Origin of the sequence: Sphingomonas sp. 1F27F7B (assembly GCF_005503355.1) — a bacterium.
Classification (GTDB): domain Bacteria; phylum Pseudomonadota; class Alphaproteobacteria; order Sphingomonadales; family Sphingomonadaceae; genus Sphingomonas.
Map to the genome: position 1 here is coordinate 107,742 of NZ_SCMK01000007.1, position 24,314 is coordinate 132,055.

At 67.9% G+C, this 24,314-nt stretch carries 16 protein-coding genes and 1 pseudogene; 8 read left to right on the forward strand and 9 right to left on the reverse strand.

Going from position 1 to position 24,314, the window contains the following annotated elements; translation table 11 throughout:
• Positions 1–25: 25 nt before the first annotated feature.
• On the reverse strand, positions 26–3,181 hold the full coding sequence (locus tag FFS08_RS08770; RefSeq protein WP_212741974.1) for a TonB-dependent receptor: 3,156 nt from the start codon (positions 3,179–3,181) through the stop codon (positions 26–28).
• Positions 3,182–3,270: 89 nt separating this feature from the next.
• On the reverse strand, positions 3,271–5,574 hold the full coding sequence (locus tag FFS08_RS08775; protein WP_249341098.1) for a beta-glucosidase: 2,304 nt from the start codon (positions 5,572–5,574) through the stop codon (positions 3,271–3,273).
• A gap of 525 nt (positions 5,575–6,099) precedes the next feature.
• Here FFS08_RS08775 and paoA point away from each other — a divergent pair.
• The 3 genes and pseudogenes from paoA (at position 6,100) to paoC (ending at position 9,902) form a co-directional block, all read left to right on the forward strand.
• Positions 6,100–6,747, forward strand: a complete 648-nt coding sequence (paoA, locus tag FFS08_RS08780; RefSeq protein WP_137862938.1) for an aldehyde dehydrogenase iron-sulfur subunit PaoA — start codon at positions 6,100–6,102, stop codon at positions 6,745–6,747.
• Positions 6,744–7,694: an FAD binding domain-containing protein gene (locus FFS08_RS08785; RefSeq protein WP_137862939.1), complete on the forward strand. Its 951-nt coding sequence runs from the start codon at positions 6,744–6,746 to the stop codon at positions 7,692–7,694. The genes paoA and FFS08_RS08785 overlap by 4 nt, the downstream gene beginning before the upstream one ends.
• 3 nt (positions 7,695–7,697) lie before the next feature.
• Positions 7,698–9,902 (forward strand): annotated as a pseudogene (gene paoC, locus FFS08_RS08790) (aldehyde oxidoreductase molybdenum-binding subunit PaoC).
• Positions 9,903–9,947: 45 nt separating this feature from the next.
• Here paoC and cydX read toward each other — a convergent pair.
• From cydX to FFS08_RS08805, 3 genes are read right to left on the reverse strand one after another with little or no spacing between them, the layout of a single operon-like run.
• Positions 9,948–10,067, reverse strand: a complete 120-nt coding sequence (gene cydX / locus FFS08_RS08795) for a cytochrome bd-I oxidase subunit CydX (RefSeq protein WP_137862940.1) — start codon at positions 10,065–10,067, stop codon at positions 9,948–9,950.
• An 11-nt stretch (positions 10,068–10,078) separates the two neighbouring features.
• Positions 10,079–11,224 carry a cytochrome d ubiquinol oxidase subunit II gene (gene cydB / locus FFS08_RS08800; RefSeq protein ID WP_137862941.1) on the reverse strand — a complete coding sequence of 382 codons (1,146 nt, stop codon included), beginning with the start codon at positions 11,222–11,224 and terminating at the stop codon, positions 10,079–10,081.
• A gap of 27 nt (positions 11,225–11,251) precedes the next feature.
• A complete protein-coding gene (locus tag FFS08_RS08805; RefSeq protein WP_212741980.1) occupies positions 11,252–12,823 on the reverse strand; it encodes a cytochrome ubiquinol oxidase subunit I in 1,572 nt (523 codons plus the stop codon).
• A gap of 140 nt (positions 12,824–12,963) precedes the next feature.
• Between FFS08_RS08805 and FFS08_RS08810 the strand changes: the two genes are divergently transcribed.
• From FFS08_RS08810 to FFS08_RS08825, 4 genes are all read left to right on the forward strand, one after another.
• Complete coding sequence (locus tag FFS08_RS08810) at positions 12,964–14,487, forward strand: ATP-binding cassette domain-containing protein (protein ID WP_137862943.1); 1,524 nt, start codon at positions 12,964–12,966, stop codon at positions 14,485–14,487.
• Positions 14,484–16,061, forward strand: coding sequence for an ATP-binding cassette domain-containing protein (locus FFS08_RS08815; protein ID WP_137862944.1), 1,578 nt, complete (start codon positions 14,484–14,486; stop codon positions 16,059–16,061). Before FFS08_RS08810 ends, FFS08_RS08815 begins: the two co-directional genes overlap by 4 nt.
• A gap of 117 nt (positions 16,062–16,178) precedes the next feature.
• Positions 16,179–17,501: a radical SAM protein gene (locus FFS08_RS08820; protein WP_137862945.1), complete on the forward strand. Its 1,323-nt coding sequence runs from the start codon at positions 16,179–16,181 to the stop codon at positions 17,499–17,501.
• Positions 17,502–17,629: 128 nt separating this feature from the next.
• Complete coding sequence (locus FFS08_RS08825; RefSeq protein ID WP_249341099.1) at positions 17,630–18,271, forward strand: Crp/Fnr family transcriptional regulator; 642 nt, start codon at positions 17,630–17,632, stop codon at positions 18,269–18,271.
• On the opposite strand, the gene FFS08_RS08830 is transcribed toward FFS08_RS08825, so the two are convergent.
• The 3 genes from FFS08_RS08830 to FFS08_RS08840 form a co-directional block, all read right to left on the reverse strand.
• Positions 18,258–18,689, reverse strand: a complete 432-nt coding sequence (locus FFS08_RS08830; RefSeq protein ID WP_137862947.1) for a hemerythrin domain-containing protein — start codon at positions 18,687–18,689, stop codon at positions 18,258–18,260. The two genes, FFS08_RS08825 and FFS08_RS08830, sit on opposite strands and share 14 nt — an antisense overlap.
• Before the next feature lie 125 nt (positions 18,690–18,814).
• Positions 18,815–19,021, reverse strand: coding sequence for a hypothetical protein (locus FFS08_RS08835; protein ID WP_137862948.1), 207 nt, complete (start codon positions 19,019–19,021; stop codon positions 18,815–18,817).
• A gap of 258 nt (positions 19,022–19,279) precedes the next feature.
• Positions 19,280–22,111: a TonB-dependent receptor gene (locus FFS08_RS08840; RefSeq protein ID WP_249341100.1), complete on the reverse strand. Its 2,832-nt coding sequence runs from the start codon at positions 22,109–22,111 to the stop codon at positions 19,280–19,282.
• 209 nt (positions 22,112–22,320) lie between these two features.
• On the opposite strand from FFS08_RS08840, the gene FFS08_RS08845 reads away from it, so the two are divergent.
• Entirely contained in the window at positions 22,321–23,523 is a 1,203-nt protein-coding gene (locus tag FFS08_RS08845) for a histidine-type phosphatase (protein WP_249341101.1), read from the forward strand.
• A gap of 9 nt (positions 23,524–23,532) precedes the next feature.
• On the opposite strand, the gene FFS08_RS08850 is transcribed toward FFS08_RS08845, so the two are convergent.
• Entirely contained in the window at positions 23,533–24,288 is a 756-nt protein-coding gene (locus FFS08_RS08850; RefSeq protein WP_137862950.1) for a DeoR/GlpR family DNA-binding transcription regulator, read from the reverse strand.
• Positions 24,289–24,314 lie beyond the last annotated feature (26 nt).

The window sequence follows — 24,314 nt, forward strand, 5'->3', positions numbered from 1 at the left end:
ACCGCCGGCCCAGGAGGGTTGGCTCTTAGAAACGGTAGCGCACGCCCACCGAATAACGCGGCTCGAAGCGGTTCTGAGAATGGAACTGCTTCGAATCCTGGTCGAACTGGAAGTAATAGCGCTCACGCTCACCCAGCAGGTTCGAGACATTGCCGTAGATCGCGAACTGATCGTTGATGTTGGCGGTCAGGTTCACGTCCACATAGTCGCTCGTGTCCTGCATCACCGGGATGTTGCGCTGGTCGGTGATGTTCGGATCGGGGTTCACGTCATAGCCCAGGCCCATGTTCGCAAGGCGCGGCGTGCGGTGGTTCCACGCGACGCGAACCTGGAAGATGTCGTCCTGGTACCAGCCGATCAGGTTGATCTGGTGCTTGGAATTGTCCTGGAACGGCAGCTTCTTGCCATCGAGCCCCCGCGCCGACTGCGAGGAGTCGGAGAAGGTGTAGTTGGCGTCGATGCCGAAGTTGCGCAGGAACGGCACGTTCGGGAACAGGTCGGTAAAGGCCAGCTTGGCGCCGGCTTCCACGCCCTGCAGATTGCCGCCGTCGCCCTGGATCGGCTGAGTCACCGGCACCGTGCGGCGGATCACGCCGTCGGCATCCGGATAGCGGCCGATCATCTGCGTCGCCGTGGTGACGAAGCTGTCGATGTTCAGCTTGAACAGGCCGATGTTGAGCATCGAGGCGCGGCCCAGATAATATTCCAGGCTGATGTCGTAATTGTTCGAGCGCCAGGGGTTCAGATAGGGGTTGCCGCTCGCATTCGCGCTCGTCACCTGGCGGACGCCGAGCGGCGCCGCCGTCGGGTTCGTCGGGTTCGGCCCCTGCGAATCCGCGGTGTTGATCTTCAGGCCGCCGCCATAATTGCCGAGATCGAGCGGGATCATCGTCTTGGCAAAGGCCGCGCGGATGCGGATGTTGTCGGTGACGTCGTAGGACAGAGTCACCGTCGGCAGCCAGTCGGTGTAGCTGCGGCGGGTGACGCTGTCGCCCACGTCGAGATTGGTGTCGCCATAGGCCCGGGTGTCGCCGGTCAGGTTCTGCTTCACGTCGATGCTGGTCTTGATGACCTTCACGCCGGCATCGGCGCGGAACCCGCCGCTCTTCCACGAGGTGTTGATGTAGGCGCTCTCCTCGATCAGGTCGACGTCATAGGTGTTGCCCGGGACGGTGACTTCATCGGCGCCGCCGAACACGCGCGTCATGAACGACTTGATGTCGTCGAAGTCCTTGGGATTGACCACCCACAGGCCCGGCATCCCGTTGACCACGCCGCCCCAGTTCGTCTGGAAATAGACGTTGTTATAGGCGTTCAGCTTGGTCGGGCGGTTGACGGTATAGCCCTGGAAGCAGGTTGGCGTGTTGGCCGCCGATGCGCCGCAGTTCGAAGGCGAAGCCGCCAGCGGCAGCCCCGCATTGTAGCCCGGGTTCGAGACCATCTCGCCCGCCGAGCATTGCGGGTTGTCCATCACCACGTCGATCGCCTTCCACTGCGCCGAGCAGCCCGCCGCAGTGGCGGCGCCGTTGCCGCCGTAGAAGTTCGAGAACAAGTGGAAGTTCTTGATCTGGGTCGAGCGGTCCGAACGGCGCACGCCCACATCGACTCGCTTCAGCAGGCCGAACAGCCCGCCTTCCTGGAACTCGTAGCTGCCATCGGCGCGGAACACGCCGAGATCCGACGTATTCTCCTGATTGCCCTCGGACGAGAAGGCCGCGACCGCATAGCTGTCGAGATTGGCCATATAGTCCTTGAGCGACTTGCCGGCGCCCAGCCCGCCCGAGATCGGCGTGTCGAAGCCGCTCAGCACCGGGTTCTGCCCGCGCAGATCGAGGTGCAGCAGCGGATCCTGGCCATAGCCCAGCGGGTTCGGATCGATGTAGCGGCCGCCATTCGCGCCGACCACGTTGTTGGTGTAGCGCGAAGCCGGATACTGCGCCGCGATGTTCGCCGGATAGAAGGGCCCGCGCGTCAGGTCGTTCGGGTTGCGGAACAGCGTGAACGCCCGGTTGCCCGCGCGCCAGTTGCTCAGGTCGCCCTGCACCTGGCCGTTCATGCTGCGCAGGTTGGCATCCGAGCGCAGCGCGCGCGCGGTGAACTTGAACGGACCGCCCGTGTCATAGTCGAGCTGCAGGTTGTAGTTGGTCGACTTCTCGTGCGCGGTGCGGTTCACCGAGAAGGAGTTGAACCACCACACGTTGAGGTCATATTGCTGGACGTCGAGCCAGGGCTGGCCGTTCCCGCCGGTCTGGCCCGTGGGCGTGGACTGAGTCGGCGTCGTCCAGGTCAGGCCGTTCCAGCGGTTCGAGATGTTCACGCCCGCGGCACGGTTGTGCTCGACCAGCTCGGTGTGGAAGACTTCGCCGGTCAACGTCCAGCCCTCGGCGAACTTTAGCTGCACCGCGCCGTTGATGCCGAAGCGGTTGCGCTCCACTTCGCGGCTGAACAGCTCATAGCCATGCGGCGCGATCCAGTTGGCGCCGGTCCCGCCCCAGTCGTTGTTGCCGAAGGGGCTGCCGCCGATGCCGGCATAGTTGTTGCCGAGATGCGCCTGGCTCTGGGTCGCGCCGATCATCACGCCGATCGTGTCGTTGCGCCAGCTCAGCAGGCCGCTGATCAGATAGTCGTTCTTCTTGGTATAGTCGCCGCGCGAATATTCGACCTGGTTGGCCAGCGTCAGGCCGTTCTTGAGGTCGAACGGGCGGCGAGTGCGCAGGTCGACGGTGCCGGAGATGCCCGACAGCGCGTTGCGCAGGTCCTGCGACTTGTAGACCACCACGGCGTTCATCAGCTGGGCGGGGATGTCGTTCAGGTTCGGCTGCGCGGTGCCGAGATTGCCCGGGCTCAGATACTGCTCGCCGTTGAGCAGGGTGATCACCTGCGGCAGGCCGCGGATGTTGACGCTCGAGCCCTCGCCCGCGTCGCGCTTGATCTGCACGCCCGAGATGCGCTGCAGCGCGTCGACCACGGTGACGTCCGGCAGCTTGCCGATGTCCTCGGAGGAAATCGCGTCGACGATCGCCGTCTCGTCGCGCTTGATGTTGATCGCCTTGGCCTGCGACGCACGGATGCCGGTGACGACGATCTCCTCACCCTGATCGCCCCCCGCTTCCTGCGGCACCGCCGTGTCCTGGGCCCATGCCGGCGCGACCAGGGCGGTCGACGCCAGCAAGCCGGCCATCAAACTGGATAGTCCCTTCATTCCAATCGTCCTCCCACTCTGTTCTGCACCCCGACGCATCTACGCGCGCCTCACCCAGTGCTGTCTTCTCAGGGCGCCAGCCGGCGCTCCTGCAAATCCGCCGCGCCCGTGAGCACCGGTTGGCCGGCATCCCGCGCGATCGCGACACGATAGGTTCCCGCCGCCACGCGCCACCCGGGCTGCGCGACGTCATAGGCTGCGACGATACGCGGCTCGGCGACGAGCGTGATCCGGCGCGTCTCGCCGGGCTTGAGCACCACCCGCTCGAAGCCGGCCAGGCGCAGCGGGCGGCTGCCCGTGGCCGGAGTCACGTAGAGCTGGGGTACGTCGGCCCCCTCGCGCTTGCCGCTATTGGTGACGTCGAAGCTGACCTTGAGCCCCTCGCCCCCTTCCACCTTGAGGTTCGCATAGGCGAAACTGGTGTAGCTGAGGCCGTAGCCGAAGGGGAAAGCCGGCCGATGGCCCTGCCGGGCATACCAGCGATAGCCGACGTCCGAACCCTCGCGATATTCGACCGCGAAGGGTTTGATCGCCCGCGCGTCCTGCCCGCGATCGGGCGAGGCCCTGACCTGGTCGAAGCCGGGCACGGTGGGACGCGGTGCCTGACCGATCGCCGCCGGGAAGGTGATCGGCAGGCGGCCCGAGGGATTGACCTCGCCGAACAGCACCCGCGCCACTGCCTCGCCGCCACGCTGGCCAGGATACCAGGCGGCAAGCACCGCGGGCACCTGCTTGAGCCAGGGCATCAGCACGGGGCCACCGGTGTTGAGCACCACGGCGGTGCGCGGATTGGCCGCGGCAACCGCGGCGATCACTACATTCTGGTTGCCGGCCAGATCGATCGTCTCGGGATCCTCGGCCTCGGTGGTCCATTGCGTGGCCCAGACGATCGCCAGGTCCGCGTTCCTCGCCGCCGCGGCGGCAGCATCGGGGTCGCTGCCATCGACGAAATCGACGCGCGCCTTGGGGGCCAGCGCACGGATCGCCGCGAGCGGCGAGGAAGCGTGCCAGGTCACGCGCACGAAGGACGCGGCCGGGCCGTTCTTGAGCGGGATTTCGATCGGCGCGCCGCCGACCGAACGGACCTGCGACGAGCCTCCGCCCGAAAGCACGCCGATATCGGCATGGCCGCCGATCAGGACGATGCGCTTCGCCGTCCGGGCGAGCGGCAGGATGGCCTTGTCGTTCTTGAGCAGCACGATCCCCGCCTCCGCGGCGCGCTGCGCCACCTCGGCGTTCCGCGCATGGTCGATCGGCTGCGGCGTCTCGACCACCGGCGCGTCCATCACCCCGGTGGCGAACATGCCGTTCAGGATGCGGCGGGCCATGTCGTCCAGCCGCGCCATCGGCAGCGCGCCGCTCTCCACTGCCCGTTTCAGGTCGGCGCGGAAGAAGGAATGCGTGTCGAGCTCGCCGCCCGATTGCTGGTCCAGCCCGTTGCGCGCGGCCTTCACGGTGGAATGCACCGCGCCCCAATCGGACATCACCCAGCCCGGATAGGCCCAGTCCTGCTTGAGCACGGTGTTGAGCAGGAAGTCGTTCTCGCAGGCGAAGTCGCCGTTGAGGGACATATAGGCGCACATCACCGAACCCGGCTTGCCGCGCTCGATCGCCAACTGAAAGGCGAGCAGGTCGCTTTCCCGCAACGCCGCTTCGCCGATCCGCGCGTCCATCACGAAGCGGCCGGTCTCCTGCGCATTCAGGGCGAAATGCTTGATCGTCGAGACGATGTGGTTCGACTGGATGCCCTTGATCGACTCCCCGGCCATCACGCCGGCGAGCAGCGGGTCCTCGCCCAGATATTCGAAATTGCGGCCGCCCCAGGGATCGCGCGTCAGGTTGACGCCGCCGGCGAGCATGACGTTGAAGCGCTTGCGGCGCGCCTCGCTGCCGATCATCGCGCCGCTCTCATAGGCAAGCTTGGGATCGAAGGTCGCGGCGAGCGCCAGGCTCGACGGGAGCGCGGTGGCGGTATCGCCCTTGCGCTGCTCGACCTGGTTGGCGACGCCCAGGCTGGCATCGGTCTCGCGCAGCGCCGGAACGCCCAGGCGCGGAATCGCCGCCTGCTGGCCAGCCGAGGGGATCATGTCGGTCGGCGCCGCGGGATCCTTCGCCAGCGGCGGGAACCACGTATAGACGAGGCCCAGCTTCTCCTCGAGCGTCATCGCCGCGAGCAGCATCTCCACGCGGGCCGCCGCCGGCAACCGGGCATCGGCCCAGGGACGCGCGGCCGGATCGGCAGCGGATCCCTGCGTTTCGTTCGACGGCGCAGCGGGATCCAGCGCGTGCGCACCCGCCATCGTCCCCGCAAGCGCGGTGGTGGTGACGAGCAACGCCATGGAGCGCGCCACAAGCCGCAGGCTGACCAGCATTCACCTCTCCCCTCCGGCGCGTGCAACGGCGCCGTGCACGCCCATGGGCGCACCAGTTCATCCGATCCAACCTGGGGAAGCCTTTTCCGACAACGCTGTCGGCTTCAGCGACAGGACAAACCGACAACGCCTCGTGGCGCGCACGGCAGCCTGTTCCAACACCCCTCTATCTCACAGAGTCTTTTGCTCCGATCGGGCGGTTAGAGCATAGATTGAGAGCGTTCTCAAGAACGTTCTCAATTTTGTTACATCATGGCTGTGGAGGGATTGAACCGGCCGCGGATTCCCGTCTTCCGCCGGCATCCTGGACGTCTTGAGATGCCTTCCAGGAACCGTCATCCCCGCACAGGCGGGGATGACGGACAAGGAACGGGATATCGGCGGCCCGCCGCGTCGGATTCGAGTATCGGGCACCCGATGAGCCAAAATTTGCCTGGATCGTTCTTCGCGCTAGAAGAATGGAGGACAAGGCATGGCCCGACGATCTCGGGGCGCCCGCCAGCTTCAAGGGGAGCAGAGGCCGATATGCATGGACCCGGCGATTTCGAACTTTCCCGGCGCGGCGTCTTGATCGGCGGCGCGGCATCGGTGGCGATCACCGCCACGCCTCCCGCCGCGGATGCGCGCGAGGCAGTGTCCCCGGGTGCCGAGGCGCCGGTGCTGGCGAAAATCGGCTTCACGGTAAACGGCACGCCGCGCACGCTGGAGCTCGATACGCGTACCACGCTGCTCGACGCGCTGCGCGAACATCTCCAGCTGACCGGCACCAAGAAGGGCTGCGACCATGGCCAGTGCGGCGCCTGCACGGTGATCGTCGATGGGCGGCGGATCAACGCCTGCCTCAGCCTCGCGGTGATGCACCAAGGCGATGCGATCACCACGATCGAAGGCCTGGGCACGCCCGACCGGATGCATCCGATGCAGGCCGCCTTCGTGAAGCATGACGGCTATCAGTGCGGCTATTGCACGCCGGGCCAGATCTGCTCGGCGGTGGCCGTGCTCGATGAGATCCGTGCCGGCATCCCCAGCCATGCGACCGGCGACATCGCGGGCAGGCCGGCGATGAGCGCCGACGAGATACGCGAGCGGATGAGCGGCAATATCTGCCGCTGCGGCGCCTATTCCAACATCATCGAGGCAATCGCCGAAGTCGCCGCGCGGAGGAAGGCATGAAGGCGTTCAGCTATCAGCGCGCCGCTTCGCCGGCCGAGGCCGCCGCGATCGTCGGCCATACCCAGGGCGCCCGCTTCATCGCGGGCGGCACCAATCTGCTCGACCTGATGAAGCTGCAGATCGAGACGCCCACCCATCTGGTCGACGTCAATCATCTGGGCCTCGACCGGATCGAGGCGACGCCCGAGGGCGGGCTGCGCATCGGCGCGCTGGTGCGCAACACCGATCTCGCCGCCGACGGGCGCGTACGCAAGGACTATGCCCTGCTTTCCCGCGCGCTCGTCGCGGGCGCGTCGGGCCAGCTGCGCAACAAGGCGACGACCGCCGGCAACCTGCTGCAGCGCACCCGCTGCCCCTATTTCTACGACACCAACCAGCCCTGCAACAAGCGCAGGCCCGGCAGCGGCTGCGCGGCGATCGGCGGCGTGAACCGCAGCCTGGCGGTGATCGGCGCGAGCGAGGCCTGCATCGCTACCCATCCGAGCGACATGGCGGTGGCGATGCGCGCGCTCGACGCCGTGGTGGAGACAGTGCGCGCCGACGGCACCAGCCGCGCCATCCCGATCGCTGAGTTCCACACGCTGCCCGGCGACACGCCGAACGTGGAGAACCTGCTGGCGCCAGGCGAGCTGATTACCGCGGTTGCCCTGCCCAAGCCGATCGGCGGCACCCATATCTATCACAAGGTGCGCGACCGGGCCTCCTATGCCTTTGCGCTCGTCTCGGTGGGGGCGATTCTCCAGAAGGACGGCAGCGGCCGGGTGGCGTTCGGCGGCGTCGCGCCCCGGCCATGGCGAGTCGAGGCCGCGGAAGGCGAGATGCCGCGCGGCGCCGGGCCCGTGACCGCCGCCGCCTTCGCGGGCGCGACGCCCACCGAGCAGAACCGGTTCAAGCTGGTGCTGGCCCAGCGCACGCTTGCCGCCGCCATTGCCGAAGCGAGGGCCTGAGCCATGAAGTTCGACACCCCCGCCGGCACCAACCCGATCGACCAGCTCAAGGTGATCGGCAGGCCCACACCGCGCATCGACGGTCCGCTCAAGACCACGGGCGCCGCCCCCTATGCCTATGAGCATCACGACGCGCCCGATCCCGCGTATGGCTTCATCCTCGGCTCGGCGATCGCGAAGGGGCGCGTCACCGGCATGGACCTGCGCGAGGCCAAGGCCGCGCCCGGCGTGCTCGCCATCGTCACCGCCGAGAATGCCGGCAAGCTCGGCAAGGGCAATTTCAACACGGCGAAACTGCTCGGCGGGCCGGAGATCGAGCATTACCACCAGGCCGTGGCGGTGGTCGTCGCCGAGACGTTCGAGCAGGCACGCGCCGCCGCCGCGCTGATCCGGGTCGACTATGCCCGCGACAAGGGCCGCTACGACCTCGCCGCGGCGAAGGACGGTGCCGGAAAGCCGCCCGAAGGCGGGTTCAACGGCCCGGCCGACAGCAGCCATGGCGACTTTGCCGGCGCCTTTGCCGGCGCGCCGGTGCAGCTCGACGCGACCTATACCACGCCCGACCATGCCCATGCGATGATGGAGCCGCACGCGACGATCGCGGCATGGGACGGCGACCGGCTCGACCTGTGGACCGCCAACCAGATGATCGCCTGGTCGGTCGGCGACATGGCCAGGACGCTCGGCATCCCCAGGGACAAGATACGGATGCGCTCGCCCTTCATCGGCGGGGGGTTCGGCGGCAAGCTGTTCATCCGCGCCGACGCAGTGCTGGCGGCGCTGGGCGCCCGGGCGGCGAACCGGGCGGTAAAGGTCGCCCTGCCCCGCCCCTTCATGTTCAACAACACGCCGCACCGCCCCGCGACGATCCAGCGCATCCGCCTTGGCGCGACGCGTGACGGCAAGCTGGTGGCGATCGGCCATGAGAGCTGGTCGGGCGACCTGCCCGGCGGCGGCCCGGAGACGGCGACCGGCCAGACCAAGCTGCTCTACGCCGGCGCCAACCGGATGACCGCGATGCGGCTCGCGGTGCTCGACCTGCCCGAAGGCAATGCGATGCGCGCGCCGGGCGAGGCGCCCGGCATGATGGCGCTCGAGATAGCGATCGACGAGATGGCCGAGAAGCTCGGCCTCGATCCGGTTGCCTTCCGCGTGCTGAACGACACCCAGGTCGATCCGGAGAATCCCGGCCGCCCCTATTCGCAGCGCCAGCTCAACCAGTGCCTGCAGACGGGCGCGGAGAAGTTCGGCTGGGCCGGGCGCGCCAAACCCGGCAGCGTGCGCGATGGCCGCTGGCTGGTCGGCATGGGCGTCGCCGCGGCGTTCCGCAACAACATCAACATGAAGTCCGCCGCCCGGGTGCGCCTCGACGCGCGCGGGATTGTCACCGTCGAGACCGACATGACCGATATCGGCACGGGCACCTACACGATCGTCGCGCAGACCGCCGCCGAGATGATGGGCCTGCCGCTCGACAAGGTCGTGGTGAAGCTCGGCGATTCGAGCTTCCCGGTCTCGGCCGGATCGGGCGGACAATAGGGGGCGAACAGCGCCACCGCCGGCGTCTATGCCGCCTGTACGAAGCTGCGCGAGGCAGTGGCGCAGAAGCTGGGCTTCAACTCGGCCGACGCCGTGTTCGCCGGCGGCAGAGTGAAGAGCGGCAAGCGCAGCGTCGCCCTCGCCGAGGCGGCGAAGGACACCGAACTCGTCGCCGAGGATGCGATGGAATATGGCGACCTCGCCAGGAAGTATCAGCAATCCACCTTCGGCGCGCATTTCGTCGAAGTCGGGGTAGACGCCGCGACGGCGGAGATCCGCATCCGCCGCATGCTCGCCGTGTGTGCGGCTGGCCGCATCCTCAACCCCGTCTCCGCGCGCAGCCAGGTGATCGGCGCGATGACCATGGGTGCCGGCGCCGCGCTGATGGAGGAACTGGCGGTCGACCGGCGCTTCGGCTTCTTCGTCAACCACGACCTCGCCGGCTATGAAGTGCCGGTCCATGCCGACATTCCGCACCAGGACGTGATCTTCCTCGAGGAGGCGGACCCGACCACCTCGCCGATGAAGGCCAAGGGCGTGGGCGAGCTGGGCATTTGCGGCGTCGGCGCGGCGGTGGCCAATGCCATCCACAATGCCACCGGCGTGCGCGTGCGCGATTATCCGGTCACGCTCGACAAGCTGCTCGCCGGAATGCCCGCCTTCGCCTGACGGGCGATCGGGCGCGACCCGCCGGGATCCGCGCCCGCCCGGACCTCAATCCTCGCCGGCGGGCGTCGCTTCCGGAGGCTCCGAATGGAATTCGTGCCAGAGCCCGTTGAGGATGCCGAAGCCCACGGCGAGGCCGACGCCGAGGATCCACGAGAAATACCACATGGCTGCGCTCCTCAATAGAAGTCGGGATTGGTGCGCACGTCCTGCGCGGTCACCCGGCCAAACATGATGCGATAGGCCCAGGCCGTATAGGCAAGGACGATCGGCAGGAAGATGGCCGTCACCACCAGCATGGTGAACAGCGTGCCGTGGCTCGACGAGGCGTTCCACACCGTCAGGCTCGAATGCGAGTCGATCGAACTCGGCAGGATGAACGGAAACATCGACAGGCCCACCGTGGCGATGATCCCCATATTGGCCAGCGACGAGCCGGCGAACACCAGCACGTCGCGGCGCGCACGAATGCCGAGCAGCGCCAGCACCGGCCCCAGGAAGCCGAGCAGCGGCGCGAGCAGCATCCAGGGATGCGCGCCATAGTTGCGCAGCCAGGCGCCGCCCTCGGCCACCGTGGTTGAGAAGCGCGGGTTGGACGGCCCGCCGGGATCGACCACGCTGTCCAGCCGATAGCCAAGGCCGCCCCAGGCGACCAACGCGCCGCCCGCCGCGAACAGCAGGATCGCCAGCACCGCCGCCACCTGCCCCCAGCGCCGCGCCCGATCGAGCACCACGCCCTCGGTCTTCAGGCTCAGCCAGCCCGCGCCGTGCAGCACCAGCATCGCCACCGAAAGCAGCCCGGTCACCAGCGTGAACGGCGTGAACAGCCCGAGCAGCGAACCTTCGTAGAAGGCGCGCAGATCGGTATCGAGGCGAAAGGGAATGCCTTTCATCACATTGCCGACCGCGACGCCGAAGACCAGCGCGGGCACGAAGCCGCCGACGAACAGCGCCCAGTCCCAGCGCGCCCGCCACGCCTCGTCCGGGTGCTTCGAACGATATTTGAAGCCCACCGGCCGCAATATCAGCGCCGACAGCACCAGGAACATCGCGAGATAGAAGCCCGAGAAGCTGACGGCATAGACGAAGGGCCAGGCGGCGAAGATCGCGCCGCCGCCCAGGATGAACCACACTTGGTTACCTTCCCAGGTCGCGCCGACGGTATTGATCACCATCCGGCGCTCCTCGTCGGTCTTCGCCACGAAGGGCAGCATAGCCGCCGTCCCCAGGTCGAAGCCGTCGGTCAGCGCGAAACCGATCAGCAGCACGCCGAGCAGCAGCCACCAGAGGACGCGGAGCGTTTCAAAATCGAGCGGGATGGACATGGTCTGTCTCCAAAATCCTGGTTCGGCTCATTCGGCCGGAACGGCGTGGAAATCGGGGCCTGCGGGCGCCGGCGCATCGGCGGGGCGATACGGCTCCGGCCCCTTGCGGATCGCGGCGAGCATCAGCCGCACCTCGATCACCGCCAGCGTGCCATAGAGGAGCGTGAAGCCGGCGATCGTCAGCCACAGCTCGGGTACGGTCAGGCTCGACGGTGCCAGGAAGGTGGGCAGCACGCCCTCCACCGCCCAGGGCTGGCGGCCCACTTCGGCCACCGCCCAGCCGACTTCGACCGCGATCCACGGCAACGGCATCACGACCAATGCCAGCCGCAGAAACCAGCGCGCGTCGAACCGCTGCACGGTGGAATAGAAGAAGGCCAGCGCGAAGAAGGCGATCATGCCGAAGCCGATCCCCGCCATGACGCGGAACATCCAGAAGATGGCCGGGACGTTGGGCACGGTGCTCCAGGCCGCCCGGTCGATCGTCGCCGCATCCGCCTTGCGCGGATCCGCGACGAAGCGCTTGAGCAGCAGCGCATGGCCGAGATCGTTCTTGGTCCGCTCGAACGCCTCGCGCGCGGCCAGGTCGTTGCGGTCCAGCTTTAGCCTTTCGACGGCGTCATAGGCGGCAAGGCCGTTGACGATCCGTTCCCGGGCACGCGCCACCAGCGGGAAGATGCCGTTGACTTCGCCGGTCAGGCTGCGGGTGGAGATCAGGCCCAGCACATAGGGGATCTTCACTTCATATTTCGTCTCGCGGCCGCTGTTCGAGGGGAGGCCGAAGATCGCGAGCCCCGCCGGCGCCGGCTCGGTGTGCCACATGCCCTCGATCGCGGCGAGCTTCATCTGCTGGTTCTCGGTCAGCGCATAACCGCTCTCGTCGCCCAGCACGACCACAGACAGCGACGATGCCAGGCCGAACGCCGCGGCCACCGTAAAGCTGCGCCTGGCCAGTTCCAGATGCCTGCCCTTGAGCAGATAGAAGGCGGAGACGCCGAGCACGAACACGCTGGCGGTCACATAGCCGGCGCTCACGGTGTGGACGAACTTGGCCTGGGCCACGGGATTGAAGATCACCGCCGCGAAGTCGGTCACTTCCATGCGCATCGTCTCGGGGTTGAACGTCGCGCCCGCCGGATGCTGCATCCAGCCGTTCGCCACCAGGATCCACAGCGCCGACAGGTTCGATCCCAGCGCCACCATGAACGTGGTGAACAGATGCGCCTGTTTCGACATCCGCTCCCAGCCGAAGAACATCAGCCCGACGAACGTCGCCTCGAGGAAGAAGGCCATCAGGCCCTCGATCGCGAGCGGGGCGCCGAAGATGTCGCCCACATAATGCGAGTAATAGGACCAGTTGGTGCCGAACTGGAATTCCATGGTGAGGCCGGTGGCGACGCCCAGCACGAAGTTGATGCCGAACAGCTTGGCCCAGAAGCGCGTGACGTCCCGCCAGACCGGGCGGTTGGTCATCACGTACACGCTCTCCATGATCACCAGCATGAAGGACAGGCCGAGCGTCAGCGGCACGAACAGGAAGTGGTAGAGCGCAGTCAGCGCGAACTGGAGCCTCGATAGCTCCACGACTGCCATGCTGATCATCGCAGGAATCCCCCTACGCCAGAGTCTGCGCCCAACGGGTTGGTCGCGTTCCGTTCGTCACTAGGGCCCTACCCGGAAGGCGCTTTGATCATGGACAAATACGCTGCCAAGGCAACATGCGTTAGAACCGGAACGAGATGACCTGGCTCCTGGACATACCTGGCGCGGCGCTGTTCGCGGCCGGCATCGCCCTCGCGGTGAGCAGCCTGGCGGCCGGGGAAGGCCTGCCCTGGGGCGCCGTGGCGCTGATCCTGGCGGGCGGGGCGATCCGCGCGGGCGCTGCCATCCTGGCGCATGCCGTCGCCATTCGCGCGGCGCAGCGCGTCGTTGCGGGCTGGCGCGCGCGGATCTTCCCGCACCTGCTCGCCGGCCGGCTCGCCCGTCCGCTGCTCGCGGGAGAGAGCGCGGCGCTGGCGATCGACCATATGCTGGCGATCGAGGCCCAGGAAGCGCGCTTCCGCCCCGCGCGCGCCGCTTCCGCCGCCGCGCCGCTGCTCGTCGCCGCGATCGTCGCCTGCGCAAGCTGGGTATCGGCGGCGATCATCCTCGTCACCCTCGTCCCGTTCGCGCTCGGCATGATCCTCGCCGGCACTGCCGCGCGCCACGCCGCGGAACGCCAGCTCGCCGCCATTGCGGGGCTTTCCGGCCTGTTCGTCGATCGCATCCGCACCTTGCCCATCATCCGTCATTTCGGCGCGGAAGACCGGATCGCGCGCCAGGTGGGCATCGCGACGCGCGAAGTCGCGGACCGCACCGTCGCGGTACTGCGCGTCGCCTTTCTGTCCGGCGCAGTGCTCGAATTCTTCTCGGCGCTGTCGGTGGCGCTGGTCGCGGTCTATTGCGGGTTCGCCCTGCTCGGCCTGCTGCCCTTCCCCGCGCCCGAGAAGCTCTCGCTCGGCCAGGCCTTTTTCGCGCTGGCCATGGCACCCGAATTCTATCTGCCGATGCGGCGCCTGGCCGCCGCCTATCACGAGAAGCAGCTCGGCGACGCCGCGACAAGCGCGCTGACGACGGCGGCGGTCGAGACACCCGCTCCCCCGCCTCCGGCGCATGTCGACGGCCTGCGTGTCACCGGCCTGACGATCGAATGGCCGAACCTGCGCATCGGCCCGATCGGCTTCGAGCTGGCGCCGGCCGATCTCGTCGCGCTCACCGGCCCTACCGGAAGCGGCAAGTCGAGCCTGCTTGCCGCGATCGCCGGCCAGCTCTCCCCCGCTGCCGGCACGGTCGCGACCGCGGGCGGCGGCGCGCTCGATCCCGCCGATGTCGCCTGGGCCGCGCAGGCGCCGCTGCTGCTCCCCGGCACGCTGGCCGAGAACATCGCCCTCGCCCGCCCCGATGCGACACGCGACGAGATCGCGCAGGTCGCCGGCCGCGTCGGGCTCGACGCAGTAATGGCTGCGCGCGGCGGGCTCGACCTGGTGCTCGATCATCGCGGCTCGGGCCTGTCGGGCGGGGAGCGGCGGCGCATCGGGCTCGCTCGCGCGCTGCTCTCGCGCCGGCCGCTGCTGCTCTGCGACGAGCCCACCGCCGATCTCGATCCCGAAAGCGCCGCCGGGATCGTGGCGCTGCTGCGCGAAGTCGCGGCCGGGCGCGCGGTGCTGGTGGCCACGCACGATCCCGTGCTGGTCGCCGCGGCGCGGCTGGAAGTGGCGCTGTGAACGGGCTCGCCCTCGATCCCGCCGGCCGCCGCTGGCTACGCCGCGCGAGCCTCGCCGCAATCGTCGCCGCACTCGCCGGCGTGCTGCTGCTCGCCGTCTCGGGCTGGTTCCTCACCGCGGCGGCGCTTGCCGGCGCGGCGGGTCCGGCAGCGGCGCTCGGCTTCAACTATCTCATCCCCAGCGCCGCGATCCGCGGCCTGGCGATCCTGCGCACCGCCTCGCGCTATGGCGAGCGGCTGTTCTCGCATCAGGCGGCCCTGGGCGCGATGGCGACCCTGCGTGCCGGCCTGTTCGCCAGGCTGGCCGCGCAGGACGGCCGCACCGGTCCAGACCTTGCCGGCGGCGACGCCAGTGCGCGGCTGATCGGCGACATCGACGCGCTCGAGGATCTGATCGTGCGCAAGCCGATGCGTCCGGCGAGCTGGGCCGCGGCAGGCACCGGCGTGCTGCTCGCGGGCTTCGCGGGCTGGGCCTCCGCCCTGGCACTGCTGCTGCTCCTCGCCGCGCTGCCGTTGCTGCTCGATCGCGTCGCCCGCCGCCTGACCCGGGAGCCAGCCCGCGAGGCCGCCGACGCGCTTGGCGCGCTGCGCACGCGCTATGTGGAATATGCCTCGGCGCGGGCCGAGATCGCCGCCTATGGCCTGGCCGGCCGGGTGACGGCCGACCTGTCCCGCTTCACCGCCGATCTCGACGCCGCCCGCACCCGCCTCCATCGCGGCGAGGGCGCAGTCGCGGCGTTGCTCGCCGGCTATAGCGCGCTGGCGGCGGCACTTGTACTGCTGCTCGCCGACGCACCCGCCCCGCGCGTCGCCCTCGCCTTGCTCGCCGCCACCGGCGCGATCGAGGCAATGGCCGGCCTCGCCCGCACCGCCTTCCGGCAGGCCGGCGTGGCCGAGGGCCTGCGCCGGCTCGACGCCTTGCTCGCCCTGTCCCGGCCCGCTTCCGCGCCGGCCCCCACCCGGGCGATGCCGCTCCGCCTGGGCCGGCTCCATCTCGAACCGGGCGCGCGCGTCGCCGTCACCGGCCGCTCGGGTTCGGGCAAGACGCTGCTGCTCGAAACGCTGGCCGGGCTACAAGCAATCGCCGTCCATGCGGCGGTCGACGGACATGCTCCCGCCGACCTGTCCGGCACGACGCTTCGTGCCCAGTTCGCGCTTTCGCCCCAAAGTGCGACGCTTGTCGCCGGGACGATCGCCGACAATCTCCGTTTGGCGCGTCCGGGAGTCGACACGACATCGATATGGGCCGTTCTGCGGATCGTCGTGCTCGAGGACTGTATCAAGGAGATGCCGGCAGGGCTCGAAACCCGCCTGGGCGAGGCCGGCGGAACGCTTTCCGGCGGTGAGCGCAAGCGCCTGTCCCTCGCCCGCGCGCTGCTCGCCGGTCGACCCTGGCTGCTGCTCGACGAGCCCAGCGAAGGCCTTGATTCCACCACGGAATCAGAGCTGGTCGCGCGGCTCGACGCCTGGCTGGCGGAGACCGGCACCGGCCTGGTCCTGGTCTCCCACCGCCCCGCTCCGCTACGCCTTGCCCGGCACATGGCGGCAATCGACGATATCACGACAAGCGTTTGAAAATGGGGATATTTCTCCCTCATGGACGAACCCGAGCGCCGCCGCATCGCAGCAACGCAAACCGGAATTTGACCGGAGTCAAAGCTCCGCCGCCTCCGGCTGCGCAGGGGAGGTGCCATGTGGACCTATCATCCCGAGCTGCTCGCCACGCCCGTGCCGCGCTACACCAGCTTTCCCACCGCAGCGGAGTTCGGCGACGATGTCGGCCCGGCAGACATGGAGCATGCGCTCGCCCGGGTGCACGAAGACGAGCTGGTCTCGCTCTATCTCCATGTCCCCTATTGCCGCGAGATCTGCTGGTATTGCGGCTGCAACACCGGCGCCGCCAACCGCACCGCGCGCCTCGCGACTTATGTCCAGCGCCTCGGCGAGGAAGCCGACCTGATCGCCGCCCGGCTCGCGGGGCGCGGCCGAGTCGTCCGGATCGCCTGGGGCGGCGGCAGCCCCAATGCACTGGCCCCCACCCAGTTCGACGCCTTGATGCGCCGCATCCGCCACGCCTTTGCCTGCGAGCGCGCCACCGTCTCGGTCGAACTCGACCCGCGCGGCTTCGACTGGGACTGGGCGGCATGCTTCGCGCGCAACCGCGTGACGCGCGCGAGCCTTGGCGTGCAGACCTTCGCCCCGCACATCCAGCGCGCGATCGGCCGCATCCAGCCGACCGAAGACATCGCCTGCGCCATGGGCCGCCTGCGCACCGCCGGGGTCGAATCGATCAACTTCGACTTGATGTACGGCCTGCCCGGCCAGTTCGCGACGGATCTGGACGAGACGCTCGCCATTGCGCTGTCGATGCGGCCGGAGCGCTTCGCGGTGTTCGGCTATGCCCATGTGCCGCATCTGCTCCCGCGCCAGCGCCGGATCGACGCGACCCGCCTGCCCGGCTCCGCCGCCCGCTTCGCGATGGCGCGGCAGGCCCATCGGCATTTGAGCGACGCCGGCTATGATCCGATCGGCTTCGATCATTTCGCCCTGCCGCACGACGCGATCGCCCGCGCCGCGCGCGGCAAGACGCTGCGCCGCAACTTCCAGGGCTTCACCGAGGACCAGTCCGGCATCTTGATCGGCCTGGGCGCTTCGTCGATCAGCGCGTTTCCGGGCGCCCTGCTCCAGAACGAGAAGCGTGCCGGCCGCTATCATCTGCACATCGCCAATGGCCGGCTCGCCACGGTGCGCGGCATCCGGCGCACCCCGGCCGATCGCCGCCGGGGCGCGCTCATCGAAGCGCTGCTCTGCCGCGGCGAGGCCGAGTGCACCGGCCTGGCCGACCTGCCGGATGTCCGCGCCCGGCTCGCGGATTTCGAGGAACACGGCCTGATCGCCTGGGCCGGCACTCGCCTGCTGCTCGACCAGCGCGCCCTTCCCTATGCCCGCGCCGTCGCCGCTGCCTTCGACCCGTGGCGCGCCACCAGCGCCACCCGCTTCAGCAGCGCCGTCTGACCTCCGGTAGAAAGCCGCCTCCCATGCTCTCTCACGCCTCGCTCCTTGATCGCTCCCCCGCCGTCGCCGGCGGCACGCCCGGCCGCTGCGCAAGCTGCGGGGCCCGGGGGAATGCCCTGTGCGCAAGCGTGGACGAGGCCGGGCTGACCGCGCTTCACGCGCTTGGCCGGCGCCGCATCCTGCCCTCGGGCCAAGTGTTCAACTGGGCCGGCGACCGCAACAACCACTGCGCGATGCTGGTCGACGGTATGCTCAAGGTCACCGCCTCCACCAGCGACGGGCGCGAGCAAATCGTCGAATTGCTCTTCCCCGGCGATTTCGTCGGCGAACTCTTCGAAGAGGATGCGACGCTGACCATCTCGGCGCTCTGCGAGACCGATCTGTGCGCCTATCCGCGGATCGCGTTCGAGCGCACGCTCGAGCAGCATCCGCGCATGGAGCGCATGCTGCTCCACCATGCCCTCGCCGCACTCGGCGATGCGCGCGCACGGATGCTCGCACTGGGCCGCCGCAACGCGCGCGAGCGCATCGCGGGCTTCCTGCTCGACCTGGTCGAGCGCACCGGCCGGCCGGCTCCGGGCGGCGGGGTGCGCATCGCGATCCCGATCAGCCGAGGCGAGACGGCGGATTATCTGGGGCTGACGATCGAGACGGTCAGCCGCCAGCTTTCGCGGCTCAAGGCCCAGGGCATCCTCGCCTTCGCCAAGGGGGATCGCGACTGCACCGTGCTGCGCGAAGACCGGCTGCACACGATCCTCAACCCGGTATGAGCCCGCGCCGGGCGATCTCGATCCCGCTTTCCTTGAGCGCGATCGCGCGCCGGCAACCGTCGAAGAAGCAGCGCAGCATGTAAGAGAGCTTGCCGACGTCGCGCGCCGCCCCGGGCGAGAGGCTCCACCACAGCTCGCTCGCCAGGTCCTCGCCATGCATGCGGTCGAACTGGTGCATCTCCCGCAATGCGGAAAGAAACGCCGGCCCCGGCCGATGCCCGAGCGGCAATTCGGCGAAGAGCCGCTCGGCCCGGCCGAAATGCGTGGAGGTCACGCGCCGGATCGCCTTGCACAGCCAGGATATCTCATCCGCCGCCGGCAGGACTGGCAAGCGGTCGGCCACCGATTCCAGCGCCTGGCACAGGCGGCGCTGCACGATGTGATCGTCTGCCAGAATTTCGAAGATGGACAGGGTCATGGACGGATCGGCGAATAGAGGCGTGGCGATGCGCGTTTCAGCGCCCGTCCGGTCTACGCGCACATCGCCGATCCCGGATTGACCTGGGTCAAGCACGACATCCCAACCGCGGTTGCCTCACGATTTCAACCGGAAGCCGGATCGGGCGGGCCGGCATCGAGGACCCTCGTCGGCCGCGTCATATAGTATGTAACCGGCGCTCCGAGCACAAAGATCGCGATGATCAACATCCCCTGGCCGAGCGCTCCACCCATATATGGCCGAAGCAGCCAGAAGGTGAACAGCATCGACAGACCCATGATCATCGCCTTGAAACGGGAGATTTCAAGCATCTGGCCACAGCGCTTGCATGCAAAGGCCGAACCCAATCGCCACTGCGTACGCCAGAACGAGACAAGTTTTCCGCAGCCGGGGCACGCTGGTCCATGTGACATCGAACAAATTCTCCATCCTACGCAAGAGAACTCCCGCGTGCGATCCCGGTCATGGCAATATATCCCGGCCCCGCGGCGCGAATGGGATGGAGCAGTGAACCACCCAAAGGTGGCCCACTGTCCATTCCATCAATCGTTTCCGCTGCCTTACCAGGCTCAGAAGCTGTAGCTCAGGTTCAGCGAATAGACCCGGCCCGTTTCGATATAGCCGCCCTTGCGGTCGTTGGAGAGATAGGCCGGCCGCTGGCTGGTCGTCGCCCAATAGGTGTGCGCGTTGAGCAGATTCTCGATCGACGCACCGATCGCGACGTTGTTGCCCAAGGTATAGCCGAGCATCAGGTTCATCTTCGACACCGGCTGAACATAAGTGTCCGGCCGGCTCGAACGCAGGTCGTACAGCTTGTCGCCGGTGTAGTTGTAGTTGAGCGCCGCCTGGAAGCCGCCGTGATTGTAGAACAGCTCGACATTGTACATGATGCGCGGCGCTTGCGGCATGCGCTGGCCGCGCCACTGGCCGTTCACGAACACTTTCGCCTCGGCACGCTGGAGCGTCAGGTTGCCGCCGACGCCCAGCCCGTCGAACAGCCCCGGCAGGTTCCGGAAGCTGTACCGGCCGACCAGTTCGATGCCGTAGACGTCGCCCTTGCCGCTCGTGTCCAGCGTCGAGGTCTCCACGCCGTTCACCTTGATCGGGCTGCTGCCGCCCCAGACGTTGAGATCGCCGCCCGCATTGGTGGTGCCGGTAGAGAACAGCACATGGTTGATGCGCTTGTAATAGGGGCTGATCGAGAAGAAGTCCGTGCCTTCACCCTTCAGTTCGATGGATGCATCGACGTTCCAGGCAGTCTGCGCGTCCAGATTGGGATTGGGAATGAACACCGACAAGGTGCCGTCGTCGTTGAGCGAAACGCTCGTCGGCCCGAGCAGCAGGTCGAAGGCCGGGCGCGAATAGCTGCGGCGGACCGAGGCGCGATAGACGACGCGGTCGTTCGGGCGATAGCTGGCGATCACGCTGGGCAGCCACTGGTCATAGCTGCGCACCGTGGTGACGAAGCCGTTCCCCGTCTTCGCGTTTTCCTGCCAATAGGTGCCCTCGAAGCGGTTGTGCTCGAAGCGCACGCCCGGAATGACCGTGAGATCGCCGGTGCGGAAGGTCGCCATGGCATAGGCGCCGATGCGCTGTTCCTTGCCATCCAGCCGGTTCTCCTTCAGCTTGGCCGGGTCGAGGTTGGCGAGCTTCGGCGTCGACAGGCGACGGATCTGGTCCTCGATATATTTGGTGTCGAGCAGCTTGATCGGCACCTGCGCGGAATTGTGCATGAAGCCGCCCAGCATCTCGCCCGGAATGTCCGCCACCGACGGCCCCTGCGCGTTGTAGCGCGGGGCGTTGCTGCCATTGGCGAGCGGGAAGAAATACTGGAGCGCACCATCGTCGCCCAGGCTGTTCGAATAGCGCTTGGTGCCTTCCGCCTTGGCACCGGCCGCGATCGAGGCCAGGCCCTGGTCGGCCAGCTTCCAAGTCGCGTCGAACTGCCCTTCCAGGCGACGTTCCCACGCATTCTCGAACTGCTGCGTCACATACCATTGCTTCAACGTCGACAGGTTGACGAGCGCCGCGCGCGCCGCATCGGTCAACACCACCTGCGGGCTGGTGCGATTGCCGATGCTGGTGACCATGCGGACGGTCGCGAGGCCGCTATTGTCGGCGGTGCCGATATAGGGCTTGCCCGCAAAGCCCGACTGAACGCGCAGCGGATAGTCCTGCTCGCCGCGCGAATAGGCGGCATGATAGTCGAGCGTGAGGTCGCCGAGGCGCGACTGGCCGCCGAACTTGGTCGAGAACAGCTCCTGGTTGGAGTGCTCGGTGCGGAAATAGTGCGTGGCGGTCAGACCATAGTCGGCGCGGAAGCCCGCCGCGTCGTATGAGCCGCTGTTGCCGGGATTGGGATTGATCTGGCCAGGCGCGAGATCGGTCTGGCGCAGCGCGGTCTGGTCCATCCAGCTCTTCAGCTTGTAGCGGCCATAGGTGTTGTACGAATAGAGGTCGAGATCGTCGCTCTTCCAGTCGATGTTCAGCGTGCCGCCCAGTCGCTCGATCCGGTTGCGAAAGACATTCCACTGCACGCCGCGCGGCGCGATGTTGTCCAGATTGTCGCGGATCATGCCGGGGATCTTGTTGTCGTACTTCTCCCAGTCGTGCTGCATCGCGGTCGATTCACCCAGCGTGTGCTTCAGGCCGTAATAGACCGACGCATAGATGCCGAGATTGCCGAGGCGCTGCGCCGTCTCGAGCTGCGCGGTGCCGCCCCAGGGATTCTGCCCGCGTGCCGCGGCGCGGCCGGCCACCTGGCCCTGTGCGCGGATCTGCACATGGCCCGCAGGCAGGTTGAACGCCGAAGCGGTGCGCAGGTCGATCACGCCGGCGATCGCGTCGCCGTCGAAATTCGCGGTCGGCGCCTTGTCCACCCGCACTTCGGCGACGGAGAAAGGCGAAAGCAGGTTCATCGAGATGGCCCGGGTGCGCGCGTCGGTCTGCGCCAGGCGCACGCCGTCGAGCATATAGGCGTTATAGGCAGTATCGAGCCCGCGGATCGACAGATATTGCGCCTCGCCGGTCGCCGCCGCGTTGCGCGACTGATCCACCGAGGAGCTGAGGCCCGGCAGGCGCGTCAGCAGGTCGGCCAGATTCTGTTGCGGCTGCGCACGCAATTCCTCGCCCGAGACGATCGAAACGAATGACTCGCTGCGGATCTGCTCGTTCTGGGTGTCCTGGATGGCATGGCGGCGACCGTTCACCACAATGTCATCGTCCTGCTTCTCCACCCGGTCCCTCTCCTGGCCCGGCTCCGGCGCGTTGACCGGATCGGCGGGAACGATCGTCTCCGGGCCGGCCGGTGCCGCCCATGCCGGGACCGTGGCAAGCAGCGCGATCGCCGTGCCGGACAGAAGATACAGCGCGCGAAGATGTGCCGTCGAAATGGTCATCATTGCTTACCCCCAAGGAAACTGGACCGGCAGCGGCGCAGCGCCGGCTGCCGCGGGCCGGCTAGGGGTGGCCAATGACGCATTGATGACAAAATGACCGAGTTGATATATTTTTGACCATGTTTACCGCAAAAGCATCGATTTCACTATACAACCCTCGCAATGTCATCAAATTGACCTTCCCGGGCGTCATTAGCTGCCGAATGATTCTCATGGCCCGTTCCCTGCTCTCCCTCCTGGCCGGGGGCGCGATGCTGCTCCCCGCCACGGCCCTTTCGTCCTCGCGGAAGCCGGGCGAGCCCATCGTCGAGCGAATCGTGATCGTCATGCGCCACGGCATCCGGGCGCCGCTCGCGAGCGAAGTGCCACAGGGCACGCGTATCGCGACGCCTTGGCCGCGCTGGCCGGTGGAGGAGAGCCGCCTCACGCCGCACGGCATCAGGGCGCTCGAGACGGTCGCCGCGGCCGATCGCCGACGCTTCATTGCCCTGGGCGTTCTGCCTCGCGGTTGCGCGGCGCCGGGCGCGATCCGCATCCGGACCAATGTCTCCGACCGGACGATCGCCAGCGGCGAGGCCTATGCGCGCGGGATTGCCCCTGGCTGCGGCCTGGCGGCGGAGCATCTGGAGGCGGGTGCGATCGATCCGATCTTCGAGCCGCTGCGCGCCGGCGCGACGCGTTTCGACGCCAATCGTGCGGTTGCCGAGATCGAACGGTTCACCGGCGGCATGCGGGCGCTGGCTGCGCGGCACGCCGATACGATCGCGTTGCTCGATCGCATCCTGGGATGTGCGCCGCGCGGCACGGGGTGCACGCCAGACGCGCCGGCACGCGTCAGCCCCTCGCCCGACGGCCGCGGGATCGAACTGCAGGGCCCCATTCGCGACACGTCCGGCATCGCGCAGGTGTTGCTGCTCCAATATGTCGAGGGGCTTCCTCTGCGGGATGTGGGCTGGGGCCGCGCCGACCCCGCGGCGCTCACCCGGATCGGCGCACTGCATGCCGCGCTGTTCGACGTCTTCACGCGATCGCCCTACATGGCCTCGCACCAGGCCGCCGTCCTCGGCCGGCACGTTATGGAGACGCTCGCCGACCCGAGGGGCCCGCGCATCGAAGTGCTGATGGGCCATGATACCAACGTCACTGCGCTGGGCGCTGTCCTGCGGACCAGCCTGCGCGCGCCGGGCTATGCGGTGGACGACGTGCCGCCCGGCGGCGCGATCCTGATCGAGCGACTGCGCGACCGGAAATCGGGACGACGATATGTCCGCCTCTCCTATCGCACCCAGTCACCACAGGCGCTGCGCAGCGGCAGCGCGGCCGCATCGATCAGACCGCTGACGATGGCGGGATGCACGCACCTCTGCCCGGCCGATCGCTTCACGCAACTGTTGCAGAGCCGCCTTGCCGAGTGATCGCGCGGCTCAGGCCGTCACCCATTCCGCGCGTGCCAATACCGCGTCATAGCCGTCGGGCGGCGGGCAATCGGCAACGACGAGGTCGACCGATCCGAAGTCGGCGACGGTAACCGTGCCATGTCGGCCGAACTTGGAGGCGTCGACTGCGATCAGCACGCTGCGCGCCCGCGACACCATCAGCCGGCAGACCCGCGCCTCGCCGGCGTGATAGGAAGTGAAGCCGTGATCGAGGTTCACGGCCTCGACCGAGATGATGGCGAGCGAGGGCGTGAACAGCGACAGGAAATCGGTCGCCGTCTGATCGAAACAGGCGCGATAATCATAGTCCATCTCGCCGCCGGCCAGGAGCACGCGGTTGCCATTGCGCCCACCGAGTTCGGTCGCCACGCCCACCGCATTGGTGACGACCGTCAGATCGCGATGATCGCGCAGGGCCTGCGCGACATAATGGCCAGTCGTGCTCGCATCGACATAGATCGTCTGCCCGTCTGCGACGAGCGGCGCGATGGCGCTGCCGATACGGCGTTTCGCGTCGGCATTGCGCTGGAGCCGCACGGCGAAGGATCCCTCGGTCTCCACGCGCGCCAGCCGCACCGTGCCGTGCGCGCGCGTCACTTGCCCGCCGGGCTCCAGCGCGCGGATCTCGCGCCGTATCGTCTCGTCCGACACGTCGAGCGCCTTCGAGAGCGCGGGCACGCTCCACACATCGCCCGCAGCCAGCAGTTCCAGCAGCCTTTGCTGCCGGCGAAAACGCTTGGTCATCATCATTCCGTGGTTGGGAAGCCGAG